Annotated in this window: 14 protein-coding genes; 8 read left to right on the top strand and 6 right to left on the bottom strand. The window is 75.8% G+C overall.

What is annotated here, in order from left to right; all coding sequences use genetic code 11:
- Positions 1-72: 72 nt before the first annotated feature.
- Positions 73-3267, bottom strand: a complete 3195-nt coding sequence (locus ACWGL3_RS15715; protein WP_452461454.1) for an ATP-binding protein — start codon at positions 3265-3267, stop codon at positions 73-75.
- Positions 3268-3374: 107 nt separating this feature from the next.
- Here ACWGL3_RS15715 and ACWGL3_RS15710 point away from each other — a divergent pair, with 107 nt between their 5' ends.
- From ACWGL3_RS15710 to ACWGL3_RS15695, 4 genes are all read left to right on the top strand, one after another.
- Entirely contained in the window at positions 3375-4136 is a 762-nt protein-coding gene (locus ACWGL3_RS15710) for an SDR family oxidoreductase (RefSeq protein WP_452461453.1), read from the top strand.
- 120 nt (positions 4137-4256) lie between these two features.
- Positions 4257-5147: a LysR family transcriptional regulator gene (locus ACWGL3_RS15705; protein WP_267949833.1), complete on the top strand. Its 891-nt coding sequence runs from the start codon at positions 4257-4259 to the stop codon at positions 5145-5147.
- A 103-nt stretch (positions 5148-5250) separates the two neighbouring features.
- Positions 5251-6336, top strand: coding sequence for an S-(hydroxymethyl)mycothiol dehydrogenase (locus ACWGL3_RS15700; protein WP_267949832.1), 1086 nt, complete (start codon positions 5251-5253; stop codon positions 6334-6336).
- Positions 6333-6965 (top strand): MBL fold metallo-hydrolase, encoded by a 633-nt coding sequence (locus tag ACWGL3_RS15695; RefSeq protein ID WP_267949831.1) that lies wholly within the window; start codon positions 6333-6335, stop codon positions 6963-6965. Before ACWGL3_RS15700 ends, ACWGL3_RS15695 begins: the two co-directional genes overlap by 4 nt.
- A gap of 48 nt (positions 6966-7013) precedes the next feature.
- Here ACWGL3_RS15695 and ACWGL3_RS15690 read toward each other — a convergent pair whose 3' ends face one another.
- The 3 genes from ACWGL3_RS15690 to ACWGL3_RS15680 form a co-directional block, all read right to left on the bottom strand.
- A complete protein-coding gene (locus tag ACWGL3_RS15690) occupies positions 7014-7493 on the bottom strand; it encodes a GNAT family N-acetyltransferase (protein WP_452461452.1) in 480 nt (159 codons plus the stop codon).
- Positions 7494-7865: 372 nt separating this feature from the next.
- Positions 7866-10436 (bottom strand): M14 family zinc carboxypeptidase, encoded by a 2571-nt coding sequence (locus ACWGL3_RS15685; protein WP_452461451.1) that lies wholly within the window; start codon positions 10434-10436, stop codon positions 7866-7868.
- A 300-nt stretch (positions 10437-10736) separates the two neighbouring features.
- On the bottom strand, positions 10737-11282 hold the full coding sequence (locus ACWGL3_RS15680) for a hypothetical protein (protein WP_452461450.1): 546 nt from the start codon (positions 11280-11282) through the stop codon (positions 10737-10739).
- A gap of 720 nt (positions 11283-12002) precedes the next feature.
- Here ACWGL3_RS15680 and ACWGL3_RS15675 point away from each other — a divergent pair.
- The 4 genes from ACWGL3_RS15675 to ACWGL3_RS15660 all read left to right on the top strand — a co-directional run bounded on the left by ACWGL3_RS15675 (position 12003) and on the right by ACWGL3_RS15660 (position 15038).
- Complete coding sequence (locus ACWGL3_RS15675; protein ID WP_412759544.1) at positions 12003-13193, top strand: multidrug effflux MFS transporter; 1191 nt, start codon at positions 12003-12005, stop codon at positions 13191-13193.
- Between the two features lie 59 nt (positions 13194-13252).
- Complete coding sequence (locus ACWGL3_RS15670) at positions 13253-13771, top strand: pyridoxamine 5'-phosphate oxidase family protein (protein WP_267949825.1); 519 nt, start codon at positions 13253-13255, stop codon at positions 13769-13771.
- A 121-nt stretch (positions 13772-13892) separates the two neighbouring features.
- Complete coding sequence (locus ACWGL3_RS15665; protein WP_267949824.1) at positions 13893-14102, top strand: hypothetical protein; 210 nt, start codon at positions 13893-13895, stop codon at positions 14100-14102.
- A 180-nt stretch (positions 14103-14282) separates the two neighbouring features.
- Positions 14283-15038: a methyltransferase domain-containing protein gene (locus ACWGL3_RS15660; RefSeq protein ID WP_267949823.1), complete on the top strand. Its 756-nt coding sequence runs from the start codon at positions 14283-14285 to the stop codon at positions 15036-15038.
- A gap of 360 nt (positions 15039-15398) precedes the next feature.
- Here ACWGL3_RS15660 and ACWGL3_RS15655 read toward each other — a convergent pair whose 3' ends face one another.
- Complete coding sequence (locus ACWGL3_RS15655) at positions 15399-16637, bottom strand: cytochrome P450 (RefSeq protein ID WP_267949822.1); 1239 nt, start codon at positions 16635-16637, stop codon at positions 15399-15401.
- Positions 16638-16853: 216 nt separating this feature from the next.
- Positions 16854-16937, bottom strand: a complete 84-nt coding sequence (locus tag ACWGL3_RS15650; protein WP_352982781.1) for a cittilin family RiPP precursor — start codon at positions 16935-16937, stop codon at positions 16854-16856.
- Positions 16938-17268 lie beyond the last annotated feature (331 nt).

The raw sequence follows: 17268 nt of genomic DNA, 5'->3' as shown, positions 1-17268 counted from the left end.
GGCACCGCCCCTCCCCGGGCCGTCCCCACCCCCGTTCCCGGCCCGGGCCGCCGTTTCTCCCCGTGCCCCCGCTCAGCCGGCGCGGGACCCCGCCCGGATGCGCTCGGTGATCCGGTCGACGTCCCAGCGCTCGGCCGGGGGCAGCGGCATGCCGACCCCGTCGCGCAGGGCGCGGGCACGGTCCAGGAGTTCGGCCGCGGCCCCGTGCTCCCCCGCCAGGGAGCGCGCCCCGGCCAGCCCCTCGAGCGCGAGGGCGACGGCGCGGGGGTCGCCGCCGCGCTCGGCCTCGCCGAGCCCCTGCCGGTGCAGGTCGAGGGCCTCGGCGGCGTCACCGCGCTGCTCGGCGACGAACCCCAGCTGGGTGAGGATGAAGGCGGTCCCGATCCGCCCGTCCACGCGCCGGTTCCACGCCAGGCGGCGGCGCAGCGACCGCTCCGCCAGGTCGAGGTCGCCCCGGCGGCGGGCGGTCAGCGCGATCCCCGCGTCGGCGAACTGCTCGGCCACCGCGTCGGAGTGCTCCTGCGCCACGCGCAGCGCCCGGGAGTGCAGGGTGTCGGCGCGGTCCAGGTCGCCCTCCAGGAGGGCGATCCTCCCCAGGCCGGCCAGCTTGAGGGAGACCGTGCGCCACAGGCGCAGCTCCTCGGCGATCCGCAGCCCCTCGGCGTGCCGGGCGGCGGCGTCCCCGAAGTCCCCGAGCGCCTCCGCCGCCTGGGCGAGGACGTCGGAGGCGTGGAGGACGCCCCACCGGTCCCCCAGCCCGCGCAGAACGCGTTCGCCCTCCGCGGCCAGGCGCAGCGCCTCCGCCGGGGAGCCCTGCACGAACGCGGTCCGGGCGAGCCCCACCCGGCAGACGGCGGCGCACCAGGGGTCCCCCGCCTCCAGCGAGGCGGCGAGCGCCTCCTCCGTCCGGCGGGTCGCGCGGTCCAGGTCGCCGAGGCCCCAGCGGGTGAGCTCCGAGAACCAGGCCAGCCGGGCGCGCTCGGCCGGGTCACCGACCCCGGCGAGGTCCTCGTCGGCGGCGGCGCGCCTGCTCCGGTCGTCCTCGGACCCGGGGGCGGACAGGGCCGTCCGCCACACGACGGCCCGGGCCCGCGCCTCCCCGCCCCGCAGCGTCCGGTCCGGGAAGGGCGCGCCCGCGACCGGGCCGGCCCCCGCGCGGAGCGCGGCGTCCAGGGCGTCGCGGGCCTCCCCGGTGCGTCCGCGCAGGTAGCGGTACCAGCACAGGGCGTTGGCCAGGCGGGCCGCGAGGTGGGCGTCGCCCTCGCCGACCGCGAACTCCAGGGCCGCGCGCAGGTTCGCGCTCTCGCGGTCCAGGCGCTCCAGCCAGTGCCCCTGCTCGGGGCCGCGCAGGAGCGCGTCGGCGCGCTCGGCCAGGTCGGCGAAGTGGGCCGCGTGGCGGGCCCGGGTCCTTCCCGCCTCCCCGGCCTCCTCCAGCCGTTCGAGCGCGTACGCGGCCACCGACTCCAGGAGGTGGTAGCGGGTGCCCCCCGGACGGTCGGCGGCCACGACCAGCGACCGGTCGACGAGGGAGCCGACCAGGTCCAGCACCCGGGCCCGGGGGACGCCCTCCCCGTCGGAGCAGACCTCCTCGGCGGTGTCCAGGTCGCATCCGTCCGCGTGCACGGCCAGGCGGGAGAGCACGGCGCGCTCGGGGGCGTCGAGGGGTTCCCAGCTCCAGTCGATCACCGCCCGCAGGGTGCGCTGCCTGGCGGGCGCGTCGCGGCGGCCCACCCCCAGGAGCGCGAAGCGGTCGTCCAGGCGGGCGGCGAGGTCGGCGGCCCGCATGTGGCGCAGCCGGGTGGCGGCCAGTTCGAGCGCGAGGGGGATGCCGTCCAGGCGGCGGCACACCGTGGCGACGGCGGGCGCGGTGTCCGCGTCGAGGGCGAACCCGGCGACGGCGGCCTCCGCGCGGGCGGTGAAGAGCCGGACCGCGCCGGATCCGGCGAGGGCCTCGGGCGTGTCCGCACCGGGTCCGGGCACGTCCAGCGGGGGGACCGCGAACAGGTGCTCGCCGGTCACGTCGAGGGGCACCCGGCTGGTGGCGAGGATCCGCAGGCCGGGGGCGGAGCGCAGGAGCCGGGAGACCGCGTCCGCGACGGGGGCGACGACGTGCTCGCAGTTGTCGAGGACCAGGAGGGGGCCTCCCCCGCGCAGGAGTTCGGCGACCCTGTCCAGGAGCCCGGGGCCGGCCCCGTCGTCACGCACCCCGAGGACGGCGGCCAGCGCGGGGACGGGGTCGCCGTCCGGGGCGAGTCCGGCGAGTTCCACGAACCGCACGGTGTCCGCGGGGTCCTGTGCCGCCACCGCCAGGGCCAGCCGTGTCTTGCCGACGCCGCCGGGGCCCGTGAGGGTGACCAGGCGCCGGTCCGCGACGAGGGGGCGCAGCGCCCGGAGCTGGACGTCGCGTCCGACCAGGTCCCCCACGGGCGCCGGCGGGAGCCCCGTGCCCGGGGGCCCGGGGCGCCGCGGCCCGGGGTCCGGCGCCGGGGACGGCTCCGGGGCGTCCGCCGGGCCGCGCGGCGGGTCGAGGGAGGGGTCCTGGGCCAGGACCGCGCGGTGCAGGGCCGCCAGCTCGGGTCCGGGGTCGATCCCCAGCTCGTCGGCCAGCCGGGCGCGGAGCCGCTCGTGGGCGGCGAGCGCCTCGCCCTGGCGGCCCGCGCCGTAGAGGGCCCGGATGTGGGCCGCGTGCAGGCGTTCGCGGTAGGGGTGGCGGGCGGCCTCCTCGGCCAGCTCGGCGACGAGCGCGGGGTGCTCGCCCAGTTCGAGGCGGGCCAGGGCCCGCTCCTCCACGGCGGTCACCCGCAGCTCTTCCCACCGGGCGGCGGCGGACAGGGCGGGGTCGGCGTCCGAGAACTCGGACAGGACCGGGCCGCGCCACAGGCCGAGGGCCCGGGTGAGCAGGTCGGCCCTGCCGCGCGGGTCGGCGGCCGTGCCCGCCCGGCGGACCAGGTCCTCGAACCGGGCGGCGTCGAGGTCGTCCGCCTCCAGCAGGTAGCCGGGGGCGCGGTGGCGGACCAGGGCGCGGGCCCCGGGCTCGGCGCGCTCCAGGTCGCCGCGCAGCTGGGAGACCCGGGCCTGGAGGACGGCGGAGGGCCTGGCCGGCGGGCGGTCGCCCCACAGGTCCCGGACGAGGCGGTCCGCGGGGACCGGCCGTCCGCGGGCGAGCAGCAGGGACGACAGCAGGGCGCGGACCTTGGCGTCGCCGATCCTGACGGGCCCGCCGTCGTCGGTCCACACGGCCAGCGGCCCCAGCACCCCGAATCGCATGTGCCAACCGTAGTGTTCCCGTGGGGGACCCGTGGCGGCCGCGGCCATCGTGGTGGTCACACGGGGAGGCCGCCGGGCCTCCCCACGGGAGACACCTGGCGGGAAAGATGAGCGAGTACAGCGGCAAGCGCGCAGTGGTGATCGGCGGGACGCACGGGATGGGCCTGGGCGTGGTCGAGGCCCTCGTCGCCGGAGGGGCCCGGGTCCTGCTGACCGGGCGCAACGAGAAGAACCTGGAGGAGGCGCGCGGCCGGCTGGGGCCGGACGTGCACGTGGTGCGCGCCGACGCCGCCGACCGGGCCGACACCGAGGCGCTGGCCGAGATCGTGGGCTCCGCCCTGGGCGGGATCGACTTCCTCCACGTCAACGTGGGCACGTCCGAGTTCAGCCCGTTCACGGAGGTCACCGAGGAGTCCTACGACCGGATGTTCGCGGTCAACACGAAGGGGGCCTTCTTCACGGTGCAGCGGCTGCTGCCGCTGGTCGCCGACGGCGGGTCCATCGTGTTCACCACGTCGGTCACCAACGTGACCGGGTCACCGGGGATGAGCGTGTACACCGGCACGAAGGCGGCCGTGCTGGGGTTCTCGCGGGTTCTCGCCTCGGAGCTGCTGCCGCGCGGGATCCGGGTGAACTCGGTGGCGCCGGGCTTCGTGGACACCCCCTCCATGGGGGTCTCGGGCCTCACGGAGGAGACCAGGGCCGAGTTCATGAGGGTCGGCGACGAGGCCACCCCCATGGGACGGCACGGCACCGTGGCCGAGGTCGCGCGGGCCGTCCTGTTCCTGGGGTTCGGGGCCACCTTCACCTCCGGCGCGGAGATCCCCGTGGACGGCGGCCTCGGCCTGGGCCTGAGCACGTCCCTCTAGCGTCGCGCCCGGGAGCGCGGCCGGTGTGACGCGGCGGCCCGGCCGCCGCGACCGCCCGCCCGGCGGGCCGGGTCCCCGCGCGCGGTCGGCCCGGCCCCCGGCGCTCGTTAGGCTGGCGCCGTGGAGCTTCGACAGTTGAGACACTTCGCCGCGGTGTGCGAGGAGCAGCACTTCACCCGCGCCGCCGAGTACCTCGGCATCACCCAGTCCGGCCTGTCCGCGTCGATCCGGGCGCTGGAGAGGGACCTCGACGCCCAGCTCCTCCTGCGCACCACCCGGCGCGTGAGCCCCACTCCGACCGGCCGCCTGCTGTGGGCCGAGGCCCAGCGCATCCTCTCCGCCGCGGACGGGCTCAGGGACCTGGTGGCCGACGGCGACGGCGTGCGCGGCACCCTGGCCCTGGGCACCGAGCAGTGCATGGGGGTCGTGGAGGCCGCGCCCCTCCTGCACTCCTACCGCTCGCTGCACCCGCAGGTGGCGATCAACCTCCAGCAGGCCGCCACGGGCCAGCTGATGGACCAGGTGCGGGCCGGACTGCTGGACGCGGCCCTGGTGGCGGGCCCCCTCGAGGGCGAGGGGGGCACGGACCTGCTGCGCATCTCGGAGGAGCCGCTGATGCTCCTGGCCGGTCCCGACCACGCGATCGACGCGGGGGGCGTGCTGGCCCAGCTGGAGCGGGAGGACTACGTGGACCTGCACCCGGGGTGGGGCGCGCGGGACTGCGCGGACCTCGCGTTCGCCGAGTTCGGCATCACCCGCAGGGTGGCCCTCCAGGTCAACGACGTGTACACCCTCCTGGACCTGGTGCGCCGCCGGATGGGGGTGGCGGTCGTGCCGCGGCCGGTCGTGGACAAGCCGCAGGCGGCCGGGCTGCGGAGCGCTCCCCTGCCCGGCGGCACGCGATGGCGGGTCGGGCTGGCCACGCCGCGCGGCTCCCACCCCTCGGGCGCGACCCGCGCGTTCCTCGACCTGCTGCGCGAGGAGCACCCGATTGATGACTCCCACGCGTGAATCCCACTCTTCTCACATGTTGGACATGTGTGAGCCCGGTGCGGCATGGTGGCGGGAGCGGAGCCCGCCGGCTCCGGCCAACAGCCACGTCTTGGGAGCCCAGATGTCTCAGCGGGTACAGGGTGTGATCTCCCGTGCCAAGGGAGCACCCGTCGAACTGACCACGATCGTCGTCCCCGATCCGGGCCCCGGGGAGGCAGTGGTCCGGGTCCAGGCGTGCGGGGTGTGCCACACCGACCTGCACTACCGCGAGGGCGGCATCAACGACGAGTACCCGTTCCTGCTCGGCCACGAGGCCGCGGGCGTGGTGGAGTCCGTCGGCGAGGGCGTCGTCAACGTCCGGCCCGGCGACTACGTCGTCCTGAACTGGCGCGCGGTGTGCGGTGAGTGCCGCGCCTGTCGGCGCGGCCGCCCCCAGTACTGCTTCGACACCCACAACGCCACCCAGAGGATGACCCTGGAGGACGGCACCGAGCTCTCCCCCGCCCTGGGCATCGGCGCCTTCGCCGAGAAGACCCTCGTCGCCGCGGGCCAGTGCACCAAGGTCGACCCGGAGGCCTCACCGGCCGCCGCCGGGCTGCTCGGCTGCGGGGTCATGGCCGGGATCGGCGCCGCCGTCAACACCGGCGGGGTGACCCGCGGCGACTCCGTCGCGGTCATCGGCTGCGGCGGCGTGGGCTGCGCGGCCGTCGCCGGGGCCCGCCTCGCGGGGGCGAACCGGATCATCGCCGTGGACCTGGAGGACCGCAAGCTCGAGCAGGCGCGCGGTTTCGGCGCCACCCACACGGTCAACGCCTCCGCCGCCGACCCTGTCGAGGCGATCCGCGAGCTGACCGGCGGCTTCGGCGCGGACGTGGTCATCGACGCGGTCGGGCTGCCCTCCACCTACGAGCAGGCGTTCTACGCCCGCGACCTGGCGGGCACCGTGGTCCTGGTGGGCGTGCCCACGCCGGAGATGCGCCTGGAGCTGCCGCTGCTGGACGTGTTCGGGCGCGGGGGCGCGCTGAAGTCGTCCTGGTACGGCGACTGCCTCCCCTCGCGGGACTTCCCCATGCTCGTCGACCTCCACCTCCAGGGCCGCCTGGACCTGGGCGCCTTCGTCAGCGAGGAGATCGGCCTGGGCGACATCGAGGAGGCCTTCGTCCGCATGGAGCGCGGCGACGTCCTGCGTTCGGTGGTGCGGCTGTGAGCGGCGCGCGCGTGGAACTCCTGACCACCTCCGGTGTGTTCGCCCTGGACGGCGGCGAGTGGGAGGTCGACAACAACGTCTGGCTGGTCGGTGACGACGAGGAGGTCGTGGTCGTCGACGCGGCCCACGACGCCGACGCGATCCTGGCTGCGGTCGGCGGTCGCAGGGTCGTGGCCGTGGTGTGCACGCACGCGCACAACGACCACGTCAACGCCGCCCCGGCGGTGGCCGACGCCGTCGGCGCCCCGATCCTGCTGCACCCCGACGACCGGGTGCTGTGGGACACGACCCACCCGGACCGCGCCCCCGACGGGGAACTGGCCGACGGGCAGACGGTCGCGGTGGCCGGGACCGGGCTGCGCGTGCTGCACACCCCGGGCCACGCCCCGGGGGCGGTGTGCCTGTACGCGCCGGAGCTGGGGACGCTCTTCAGCGGGGACACTCTCTTCCGGGGCGGGCCGGGGGCGACGGGGCGGTCCTACTCGGACTTCCCGACGATCGTGGGGTCCATCCGCGACCGGCTGCTGACGCTGCCCCCGGACACGGTGGTGCGCACCGGGCACGGTGACTCGACGACGGTCGGCGAAGAGGCGCCCCACCTCCAGGAGTGGATCGACCGGGGCCACTGACGGTGCGGAGGGGTTCGCGGCCCCGCCCCTGCGGCGGGGCCGTCCCCCTCACCGGTCGAGGACCATCTCCCCGACCACCTGTCCGCCCATCACCCGTCCGGTGGGCCGGAACCCCGCACCCAGGTAGAAGCCCTCGGCTCCGCCCCCGCCCGGCACCCACATCACCGTGAGCCTCCGGTTCCCCCGCACGCGCGCCTCGGCGGCGACGGCCCCGACCGCGAACCGCCCGTACCCCCTCCCCTGCGCGTCCCCGGCGATGTTGAGCCGCCAGATGCCGCAGCGGAAGTCCGGCTCCTCCTCGTCGGGGGCGAAGTTGGCCACGACGAAGCCGACGGCCTCGTCCCCGTCCATGACGAGGCGGGGCCAGGCCGTGGCGCGGGAGGCATAGGCCTCGGCCAGGGAGCGCTCCACGGGGGCCACGAAGGCGTTCTGGTCCTCGCGGACCTTCACCCCGAGGGCGGCGTCGACGTTCGCGGGGGTGATCTCCGCGAGGCGGAGCGAGGGGGCAGGAGTGGTCGTGGCAGGCACCCTAGGGGGCGGCTGCGCCCGGACACCACGGATTTTCCGGGCGGGCGCCTCCCGCCCGCCGCCCCGGACCGCGGGGCCCGGCGGCCGGGCTCCCTCCCGGGCTCCCGGGACAGCCCGGGTCGTTGGGCCGTCAGTCCACCTGGACCACCAGTGGGCCCTCCGTCGACAACGTGTCCGTCACCTCGACCTCGGTGATCTCGGTTCCCTCCGGCACGTCCACCGCAGCGGTCCCGGAGACCTCGTTGCCCGGGTTGATCTGCTCCAGGAACAGGGAATCGGCTGTCAGGGACCCGCTCGACGAGAGGACCGGGATCCCCGGGCGACCGCGCCGCCCCGGAGTCCTCCTCCGGGGCGGCGCCGGTGCGGGCGGGCTCAGCCCTCCTGGGCGAGCGAGCTCCAGTAGAGGGCCTGGGCGACCTGCCCGAAGAGGCCCTTGGGGTGGTTGCGGAACAGCGGCTCGGTGCCGAACAGCACCACGGACGCGCCCCGCTCCGCGACACCGCTGACCACGGAGGCCCGTCCGGCGGCGGCGTCCTGGCCGCCCTCCCCGTTCGCGTCGGCACGCCAGTGCCCGGCCACGAGCGGCCCCTCGGCGGCGTAGGACTGCTCGACGGACACGTCCTCGCCCAGGTCGGTGAACCACCCGGGCGAGTACACGAACGAGTGCCCGCCCGTCCCTGCCAGCACCCCGTCCCCTGCGGTCACGGCCACCACGCCGTTGGCGTCCGGGCGTCCCGCATGCCTGACCACGTCCAACAGACCGGCCTGGCCGTTGAAGCGGGCGCCCGTCGGGCCCCTTCCCACCACGCCGCCGTGTTCCAGGAACGCGTCCAGGTCCGCGCGGGCCTCCGCGTCGAGGTCGGCGTGGACCAGCCCGCTCGACACGTAGAGCACGTCCACCCCGGTCCAGTCGAACCCGTCGTTGAGCACGCGCGTGGACACCGGTTCGACGTCGAACCCCATCCGGTCGAGGGTGAACAGCTCGTCGGCGGCGCCCGCCACGGCGACGGTCGGCGCCGACAGCGCCTCGCCCCCGCCGTCCTCCACCCCGGCGAAGACCGCCCCGTGACGGTCGGAGACACGCTCGACGGCGCCGGCGGCCGACGCGGGGACGAGCACACTGCCCCGCCCGCTCCACGCCACCTCGACGCCGTCGGCGAGCAGGGCGTTGAGGGCCGCGACCTGGGCCCCGTCGTCCAGTGCCAGCTCCCAGCCGTGCCCGCCCGCCTCGTCCACCCGCCCGGAGGGGGCGGCCGCCGCCACGGGCGCGGTGTCGGCCCCGACCTCGGTGTGGAGGGCGTCGACCCGCGCCCCCCACAGCAGCCCGTGGCTCCATCCGGAGATGTCGTACATCGCGCCGATGTCCTCGCTGATGTCCCGCCCGTCCTCCAGGAGGACGTTGGCCATGCCGCGCTTGGGCTGGTGCATGTCCACCACGTACGTCCCGGCGTCGTAGGAGGTCCCGCCCGCCTCGAAGCCCTCGTTCGCGCGTTCGACGACCACGTCGTTGGCGACGAGCAGGTCCACGAGGCGGGCGGCGGCCGGACCCTCCGCGGGGATCGCGTAGGCGCGCGGGAACTCGGTGGTCCACACGTCCTCCGGGTCGAACCCGGGCACCCACCCCTGCGGGGGCACGACCTGCTCCTCACCGGCCGCGCCCCGGCGGAACACCTCGATCTGGTCGCCGACGAGCTCGTCGCGGTTCTCCCCGACGTAGGCCAGCGTCGCCCCGATGGTGGCGGCGGAGACGTCGGTGTTGATCGCCGAGCGGCGCCGCAGCTCCTCCTCGTCCAGGTCGTCGTAGGCGGCGTTGTTGACGCGCATCGGGAACTCGACCGTGGCGGAGGAGACCGCTCCCTGGTAGGGCGCGTACATGGGGGTGAAGATCGGCGGCCAGTCGTCCCAGCCGTCCTCCCAGTCGCGGAAGGGGATCTGCGGGGGCTCCACCCCGTCGTCCTCGGGCGTGTACCCGAGGTCGAGGACGGCCTCCTCCATGTTCTCCGCGTTCGCGTACGTGTGCTCGATGTAGAGGTCGTACTCGTAGTTCTGGCCGTGCGGGGGCGTCCCCGGCTCGATGAGCGTGCCGTTGACGTACCCGTGCTGGTCGAGCAGGACCAGGGGCTGGGTGTCGATCACGACCTGGCGCACCGCCGCCGTCTCGGGCTGGGAGACGGTGACGAAGTCGCGGTTGAGGTCGAAGCCGCGGCTGTTGGCGCGCTGTCCCGCCACGCGGCCGTCCGGGTTGGCGGTCAGCACGAAGTACAGCCGCGTGCTCTCCAGCAGCTCCTCCGTCGCCTCGTCCGTGCCGGTGGCGAGCTCCTCGATGACCCGCAGCGACGCGTCCGTGCCCTCCCACTCGTTGCCGTGGATGTTGGCGTTGACGAGCACGGGGGCCTTGTAGCGGTCGGGCAGGGTCCTGTCCCGGGCGGCCCGCGCGGGGTCCTGTGAGATCAGCTCGCGCATCCGTCTCTGATGGTCGGCCTCGGCCCGGTTCTCGGGTTCGGTGACGGTGACCAGGTACATGTCGCGGCCCTGCACAGAGGTGCCGACGACCTCCGCGCTCACCCGGTCGGAGGCTTCCTGGAGTTCGTTGAGGGCGGGCGCGATGCCGTGGTAGGGCATGAGGCCGAGCCTGACCGAGTGGTCGTCGGGGTCCTCCGGCGGCTCAGGGAGTGCGGTCCGCCTGGGGTAGGGGGCGTCCGGGTCCACCCCGGCGGCGGCCGGCGGAGCGGCGAACGCGTGCGGGGCGGCGCCGGCCAGGGCCTCCGCCCCGGCGGCCCGGTCGTTGCGCTCGGAGCCGTTGGCGGCCTCCCCGCGCGGGACGGGGTCGGCGGACGCCGCGCCGGGGGTGGCGAGCAGGCCCGCCGCGACGACGGCGGCCAGTGTGCCGGAGAGGGCGGACAGGGGGCGGGGGCGGGGGCGCGGCTGAGGGGGCTGGTGCACGGGGCTCCTCCTGGGGGTCCCCACCGTTCCTACCGACACGGCCGGTGCCGGACAAGACCGTCATAAGGGAAATTCCTGTTTCGCTCGGCGGCGCGCGTGCTCCCCGGCCCTCCCGACCGGCCGGGCACGGCCCCGGCGGCGGCACACGGGCGCGCAAACCCGACCGGGCGCCGGGAGCAGGCGTCCGGGCTCACGCGGGCACACGTCCGGCCCTGCGGGTTCGCCGTCGAGGAGCCCGGCCCACGCGCCCCGGGCTCCCCTCGCCCGGCGCCGACGCCACCCTGGTCCGCCTGTCCCCGCCTACTCGACGACGCCGGAGAAGAACACGACCTCGTGCGCGAGCTCCGCGTCGCCGGGTCTGGAGAGGCCCAGCAGGAGCTGGAGTCCGTACTCCTCGGCGGGCATCTCGCAGGCGGGCTCCAGGACGCCGGCGGCGCCTGGCTGGATCGTGCCTGGCCGCTCGTGTGCGTCCCCGTCGAACGCCTCGTCGTCGCCTTCGACGCCGCCGGTGCAGAACCAGTCGATGCGGTCGATCCGCACCGGGACGTCACTGTCGTTGGTGAGGGCGACGGTGAACGTGACCCTGTCCCGACCGCCGCTGTCTCCGAGGGCGTCCTCGTCGGGCCGCTCGACGTCGGACAGCCCCACGGACAGGCCGTCGTCCCAGGTGTGGGTGTCCCCGATCTCGAGGAGGACCGGCATCGCCTCCCCCGGGGCGGGCAGGTCGGGCTCCACCTCCGCCATGGACTCGAAGGAGTACTCCACCGGGGCATCCTCGGCGCAGGCGCTGAGGCCGGGGGCGAGCAGGACGGCGGCCGCGGAAGCGGCGAGGGCGGTGGGGCGCACCGGGGCTCCTGGGGGGCGTCGGCTCACGACACGACGATCGGGGTCGGGAGCGCGACCGTAGCAAACCCCTGGAGACATCGGTGTGCAGAACGGTGGGAAACGGTCCAGGGATCCCTGGACCGGGGCCGCGCACGACGGGATCCGCGAGCCCCCCGGCGTGGGTGGAGTTCCCCTTGCCGCACCACAGGCCGTGCCCCGCGCCGCCGACGGCGGCCCCGACCCGTGGAAGGGCCCGCGCCGGGACCGGCGAGAGGGCTCCGGCCGCGCGCTGCCCCGGAGGCCTCCGCCGGGTCGGCCGCCACGCCCCTGATCACGGCTCACCGGCCCGCGCCGCGGCCCGCATGGCCGCCGTCACAGTCCTCCGCAACCCCGCCCCGCACAGGGGTTCTCGCGACGTAACGCGGATCACGCGGATCGCCGGGTAAAGCCGGGATTGCCGAGCGCAGGTCGTGTGTTGGTGCCGGGAGTATCCCCACGTGGGACTTTCTTGACGGTGCCCCGCCCGAAGGCGGTTCACGGCGCCCGAGCACCTTCCCGGTTCTCCCTGTCCTTGACCTTTCCTGTGCTGGAGCCCCTGTGACCCTTCTTTCCGTGCGCCCGAAGCACCGCGCCCCGGAGACCGCCGCGACCGACGAGGCGACCCCGGTCGTCCGCGCCGACGCGACCGACGTCCGGGACGCCGCCCCTCGCGGCGGGGACCGGAGCACGCGCCGTCGCACGCTGCTGCTCGTGCTCGTCCTGGGCGTGCTGTCCGCCCTCGGCCCGCTGGCCACCGACCTGTACCTGCCCGCCCTGCCCCAGATCTCCGCCGACCTCGGCGCCAGCGAGTCGAGCGTCAAGCTCACCCTGACGTCGGTGATGGCCGGTCTCGCCCTGGGACAGCTGGTCATCGGACCACTCAGCGACCGGTGGGGGCGCCGCCTTCCGCTCCTCGCGGGGATCGGCGTGTTCACCGCCACGACGCTCGCCATCGCGATGGTGTCGAGCGTGGAGGCGTTCAGCGCGCTGCGCTTCCTCCAGGGGCTGTCCGCCGCCGCCGGACTGGTGGTCTCGCGGGCGATCGTGCGCGACGTGTTCGACGGCGACGCCGCCGCCACCTTCTTCTCACGGCTCGTGCTGCTCGCCGGGCTGGCGCCGATGCTCGGCCCGGTCCTGGGCGGCCAGCTCCTCTTCTTCGGTCCCTGGCAGCTGCTCTTCGCCGTGCTGGGCGCCGCGGGCCTGCTGACCTTCGGCCTGGTCCTGTTCGGCCTGCCCGAGAGCCTGCCGCGCGAGGAGCGCCAGCGGGTCAGCCCGCGCGCGCAGATGCGCGTGTTCGGCAGCCTGCTGCGCGACATCCGCTTCACGGGGCCCACGCTCACGCTCGCGCTGAGCTTCGGCATGAGCTTCACCTACATCTCGACGTTCTCGTTCGTGTCGCAGTCGCGGTTCGGTGCGAACGCCCAGGAGTTCAGCCTGGTGTTCGCGGTGACCACCCTCGGGATGATCCTCGGCAACCAGCTCAACGCGTTCCTCATCCCCCGGGTGGAGATCCACCGCCGGCTGATCCTCGGCCTGGTCGGGTCGATCCTGTCGGTGGCGGGCCTGGCGCTGCTGGACACCGCGGGCCTCGCCGACCTGGTGACGGTGACCGCCGCCCTGTTCGTGATGATGGTGTTCACCGGCCTGGTGTCGCCGAACGCGACCGCGCTCGCCCTGAACGGGCAGCCGCCCCAGGTCGCCGGAAGCGGCTCGGCCCTGCTGGGCTCGCTCCAGTTCGCGATCGGGTCCGGCCTGGCCGCCACCGCCGGGCTGTTCGGCCCGGTGACGCTGTCCAGCATGACGGTGGTCATGTTCGCCACCGCCGTCGGCGCGGCCGTGGTCTTCGCCGGGTTCGCGCTGCGCGTCCGGCGCACCGCGCCCGCGGCGGCGTGAGTGTCGGCACCGCCCATTACCCTGGTCTGTTCACGCCAGAGAGCCCAGAGGAGTGTGTCGTGTTCGCTTTTCCGGATCCCAAGGCCGAGTCCCTGACGAGCGGACCCCCCGGCGTGTGGTCGGAGGTTCTCCCCCACCTGGTGGAGACGGCCGGGACGTACTGGCTGACCGTGTCCCGCGCGGAGGGCCCTCCGCACACGCGGCCGCTGCTGGCGGTGTGGGTGGACGGCCAGCCCTGCTTCGCCTCGGGGCAGTCCTCGGCCAAGTCCCGCCTGATGGCGTCCTCGCCCGATGTGAGCCTGGCGTTCGGCACGGGCCGGATGGACGTGGTGGTGGAGGGGACCGTCGAGGCGGTGCTGGACGCCGAGCGCCTGGACAGGGTCGCCGCGGCGTACGCCGAGCGCTACGGGTGGGCCCCGGCCCCCGGGAACGGCGAGCTGACCGGCCCCGAGGGAGCGCCGACCGCGGGTCCGCCGCCCTACCGGGTCTTCACCGTCACGCCGTCGACGGTGTTCGCGTTCCCCGCCGACGAACTGCCGCACGGTCCCACCCGGTGGCGCTTCGACGTGTGGCCCTGAGCCGGTCGCCGGGCGGCGCGGCGCCGCCCGGCGGGCGAAGCAGGTGAGACGCCCCTCCTCGCGGGTAGGTCCCTGGCGAAGCAACGCCGCCTCGTCAGCTCACCCCCCTTGGAGGCAGAGAGTGCGCGTGAAGATCGTTCTTTCGACGCTGGTCGTCCTGTGGCTTCTCATCGGCCTGATCGCCGCGTTCCAGCGCGGCCTGTTCGGCGCGGACGAGGCCTCGTGCTCGAACCTCGGGCACACCGTGGGCACGGTCTTCGTCGGCCCCCTGAACTACGTGGGGGTCAACCCGACCATCGAATGCCCGGAGCTTCCCGAACCCTCCGAATGACCCCTGGTCCGCTGCGCCCCGCCCGCCACCGGCGAGCGGGGCGCAGCTGTGCGCGGACGCCCCGTGTCCCGGCGCGCGGAGCGCACGACCGGCGCCGCGACGCCGCGGGCGCGACCGGGGTCGTGCGGGAGGGGCGCGGGGGTCTTGCCGTCCGGTCGGCGGGGCCGCACAATCCCTTCCATGCGGACCTCCGAACGGTCGGACACCGACCGGCTCCTGGCCAGGCTGGACCGGTTCGACCTGACGCCCGGGGCGGTGCGGCTGCGCTCGCGCGCGCGGGAACTCCTCCGCGCGGGGCCGGGGGACACGGTCGTGGACGTGGGCTGCGGGACGGGACGCGCGGCGGCGGAGATCGCCGCCGAGGGGCCGCGCGTGGTCGGTGTGGACCTCGACCCGCGCATGCTCGGCGCCGCCCGCGGGCGCCATCCCGGACCGGGGTTCCTGCGCGGCGACGCCTACGCGCTCCCCCTGCCCGACGGCCGCGTCCAGGGGTACAGGGCGGAGAAGGTCTACCACTCCCTCGGTGATCCCGCGCGCGCCCTGGCCGAGGCCCGGAGGGTCCTGGCCCCCGGGGGCCGCGTCGTGCTGCTCGGCCAGGACTGGGAGGCGTACGCCGTGGACTCGGCCGACCCGGTGCTGACGCGCGCGATCGTCTCCTCGTACGCCGACGGCATGCCCGACCCCCGCGCGCCCCGGCGCCAGCGCGCCCTGCTGCTGGAGGCGGGCTTCGGGGACGTGGAGGTGGAGGGCAGCGTGCTCCTGTTCACCGACGCCGGTGTCCTGCCCATGCTCACCGGCCTGGCCTCGGCGGCCGTGGCGGCGGGAGCGGTCCCCGGGGACCGGGCGGCCGCGTGGGCGGACGAGCAGCGCGAGCGCGCCGGGACGGGGCGGCTGTTCGTCGCCATCCCGTTCTTCCTGGTCTGCGCCCGGCGCTAGGTGTACCGGAGGTTGGTGACACCCGCCCCGGCCGACAGAGGCGAAGAGGGCCTCGGTACCGGTGTGGATCGCGCCATCCACCCCGACCACCGGAAGGCTCTCGACGCCCCACACCGCCAACGCCCGGCGCCGGGCCGCCGCGTGGTCGACGACGGCCGTCCGGGCGCCACCGGGCCGAACGTCGCACACCGTCCCCTGTGGGGCCTCCGGACGGCCGTCCGCCCGGAGGCCCGCGAGGACGCTCCCCGGCGGAGCGGGAGCCCGGACCGGCCGCACCCGGTGGGTGCGGAGCTCGGGGCGGGGCCCGGCGCCCCGGGGCCCGACGCCCCGGGGCCCGACGGCGCAGGGGAGCCGGGGCGGTCAGCCGCGCCGAGGCTTCCGGACCACCGCGCGCACCCCGCGGGGCTGGAGCGCCAGGGCCGGGCGCGGCCGCACCGCCTCCGGCGCGACGGGTTCCAGGCGCACGCGGGCGCACAGCTCCCCGGCGATCACCTCCACCTCGCGCAGGGCCATCGACGCCCCGATGCAGCCGCGCGGCCCCGCCCCGAAGGGGAAGTAGGCGTAGCGGTGGGAGGGCCCGCCCGCGAGCCAGCGCTCGGGTCGGAATTCGCCGGCCCGGGGGAACCACCGCTCGTCCCTGTGGGTCACCCACGGGCTGAGCCCGAGGACGGTCCCGGCGGGGAGGGTGTGGCCGCCCGCCTCGAACGGCCGCACGGTCTCCCGGCTGATGACCCACGCCGGCGGGTAGAGGCGCACGGCCTCCTTGGCGGCGGCCCGGGCGAACCCCTCCTCGCCCATCCGGTCGTTCGCCTCCGGGTGCGCCCCCAGGAGGTGGAGGAGCCAGGTCAGCGCGTCCGCGGTGGTCTCGTAGCCCGACATCAGCAGGGTGGCCAGCTCGTCGCGGACCTCCTCGAAGGACGGGTCGTCGGCGAGGAGGGCGTCCAGGGCCGTCCCGGCGCCGTCGTCGCGGTGTTCGCGGATCATCACCGCGAGCGCGTCGTCCAGGTCGCGCAGGGACCTCCGCAGGTCGCGGTTGACGCGGGTCGGCAGCCAGGCGGGCAGGCGCGGGGACGACGTGAGCCGCATGATGGCGGCCACGGCGCCGGCCAGGGCCTCGCCGTGCTCCCCGGGTTCGCGGCCCGCGATGTGGGTGGCGCCCACCAGCATGGCCAGCCGGGACATCTCGTGGTGCACGTCGACGGTCTGCCCGTCCGTCCACGATCCGACCGTGCGGGCGACGCCCTCCCGCGCGGCCTCCTCCAGGTGTGCGAGGCGTTCGCTGCGGAAGGCGGGACGGAGCCGGGCGCGCTTGCGCTCCCAGTCCGCCCCCTCGCTGTTCATCATGGCGCGGGGGAAGCCGGTGGGCCCCCGCCGGGTGCCTTCGCTGATCTTGACGACGTTCTCGCCCCGGTCGACCAGGACGCGGCCGATGTCCTCGGGGTGGGCCAGGAGCACGTTGGAGGAGCTCAGGGAGACGACGTCGCCGAACTCGCGCACCGCCCCGGTGAGGAAGCCGAGCGGGTCCAGGGCGTAGTCGGCGGCGTTGGCCGTGCCGCGCCCTCCCCCGGGTCCCGGAGGGGCTGTGTGGGTGACCGTCATCGGGACCGTCCTGGGAAGGCGGTGGGCCCGTGCCCCGGAGGATCGGCACGGGCCCTGGGAGCGGCGGGGGGTCGGGACGCCGGGGCCGTGTCCGCCGGACCGCGGTCCGGGGTCGGTGCCCGCGGCGTCCCGGAGGCTCCGGGACCCGCGCTTGGGGGGTCCGCGGGTGTGTCGGGGGCCGGGCGGACCGGGGCGCGGGTCCGGGGAGGCGGCGGCCTAGTAGTAGATGTAGGGACGGGTCAGGCGCTCGCTGTCGACGATGCCCAGCCTGGCGGCGATGCGGTAGGCGACTTTCCTCATCGGTTCGTTCCCTCCTGCGGGGTTTCCCGGTGGCTCCGGGCGACCAGCTGAACACTACGCGGGCCCCCGGCGGCCGAGGCAGTGGCGGAGAGGTGAGCGATCACAGGTGCGGAGGTAAGCCGGGGGTGGCGGCGCGGACAGGCCCGCCTCGGGGCCGCACGGCGCCCCCGCCGATGCGTCGGCGAGGACCGGGTGCGCGGGCGGGCCGGTGCGGCGCCGCGCGTCCGCCCGCCCGTGGTACCCGGTACGTTGCGGCCCCCGGTTTGACGCGGGTGGCGGTGGCTGCCGTAGCGTACGACCGTACGCGGACCGCTCCTCACCGCGGGGCGGG

It is taken from the genome of Nocardiopsis sp. NPDC055824, from assembly GCF_053616335.1.
Note: the sequence above shows the minus strand (reverse complement) of the source record. Positions and strands in the feature narration are given on the sequence as shown.

Bases quoted from the DNA above. Each gene is read 5' to 3' on its own strand.
- ACWGL3_RS15715 (WP_452461454.1), bottom strand. From the start codon at position 3,267: ATGCGATTCGGGGTGCTGGGGCCGCTGGCCGTGTGGACCGACGACGGC.
- ACWGL3_RS15710 (WP_452461453.1), top strand. From the start codon at position 3,375: ATGAGCGAGTACAGCGGCAAGCGCGCAGTGGTGATCGGCGGGACGCAC.
- ACWGL3_RS15660 (WP_267949823.1), top strand. From the start codon at position 14,283: ATGCGGACCTCCGAACGGTCGGACACCGACCGGCTCCTGGCCAGGCTG.
- ACWGL3_RS15700 (WP_267949832.1), top strand. From the start codon at position 5,251: ATGTCTCAGCGGGTACAGGGTGTGATCTCCCGTGCCAAGGGAGCACCC.
- ACWGL3_RS15655 (WP_267949822.1), bottom strand. From the start codon at position 16,637: ATGACGGTCACCCACACAGCCCCTCCGGGACCCGGGGGAGGGCGCGGC.
- ACWGL3_RS15650 (WP_352982781.1), bottom strand. From the start codon at position 16,937: ATGAGGAAAGTCGCCTACCGCATCGCCGCCAGGCTGGGCATCGTCGAC.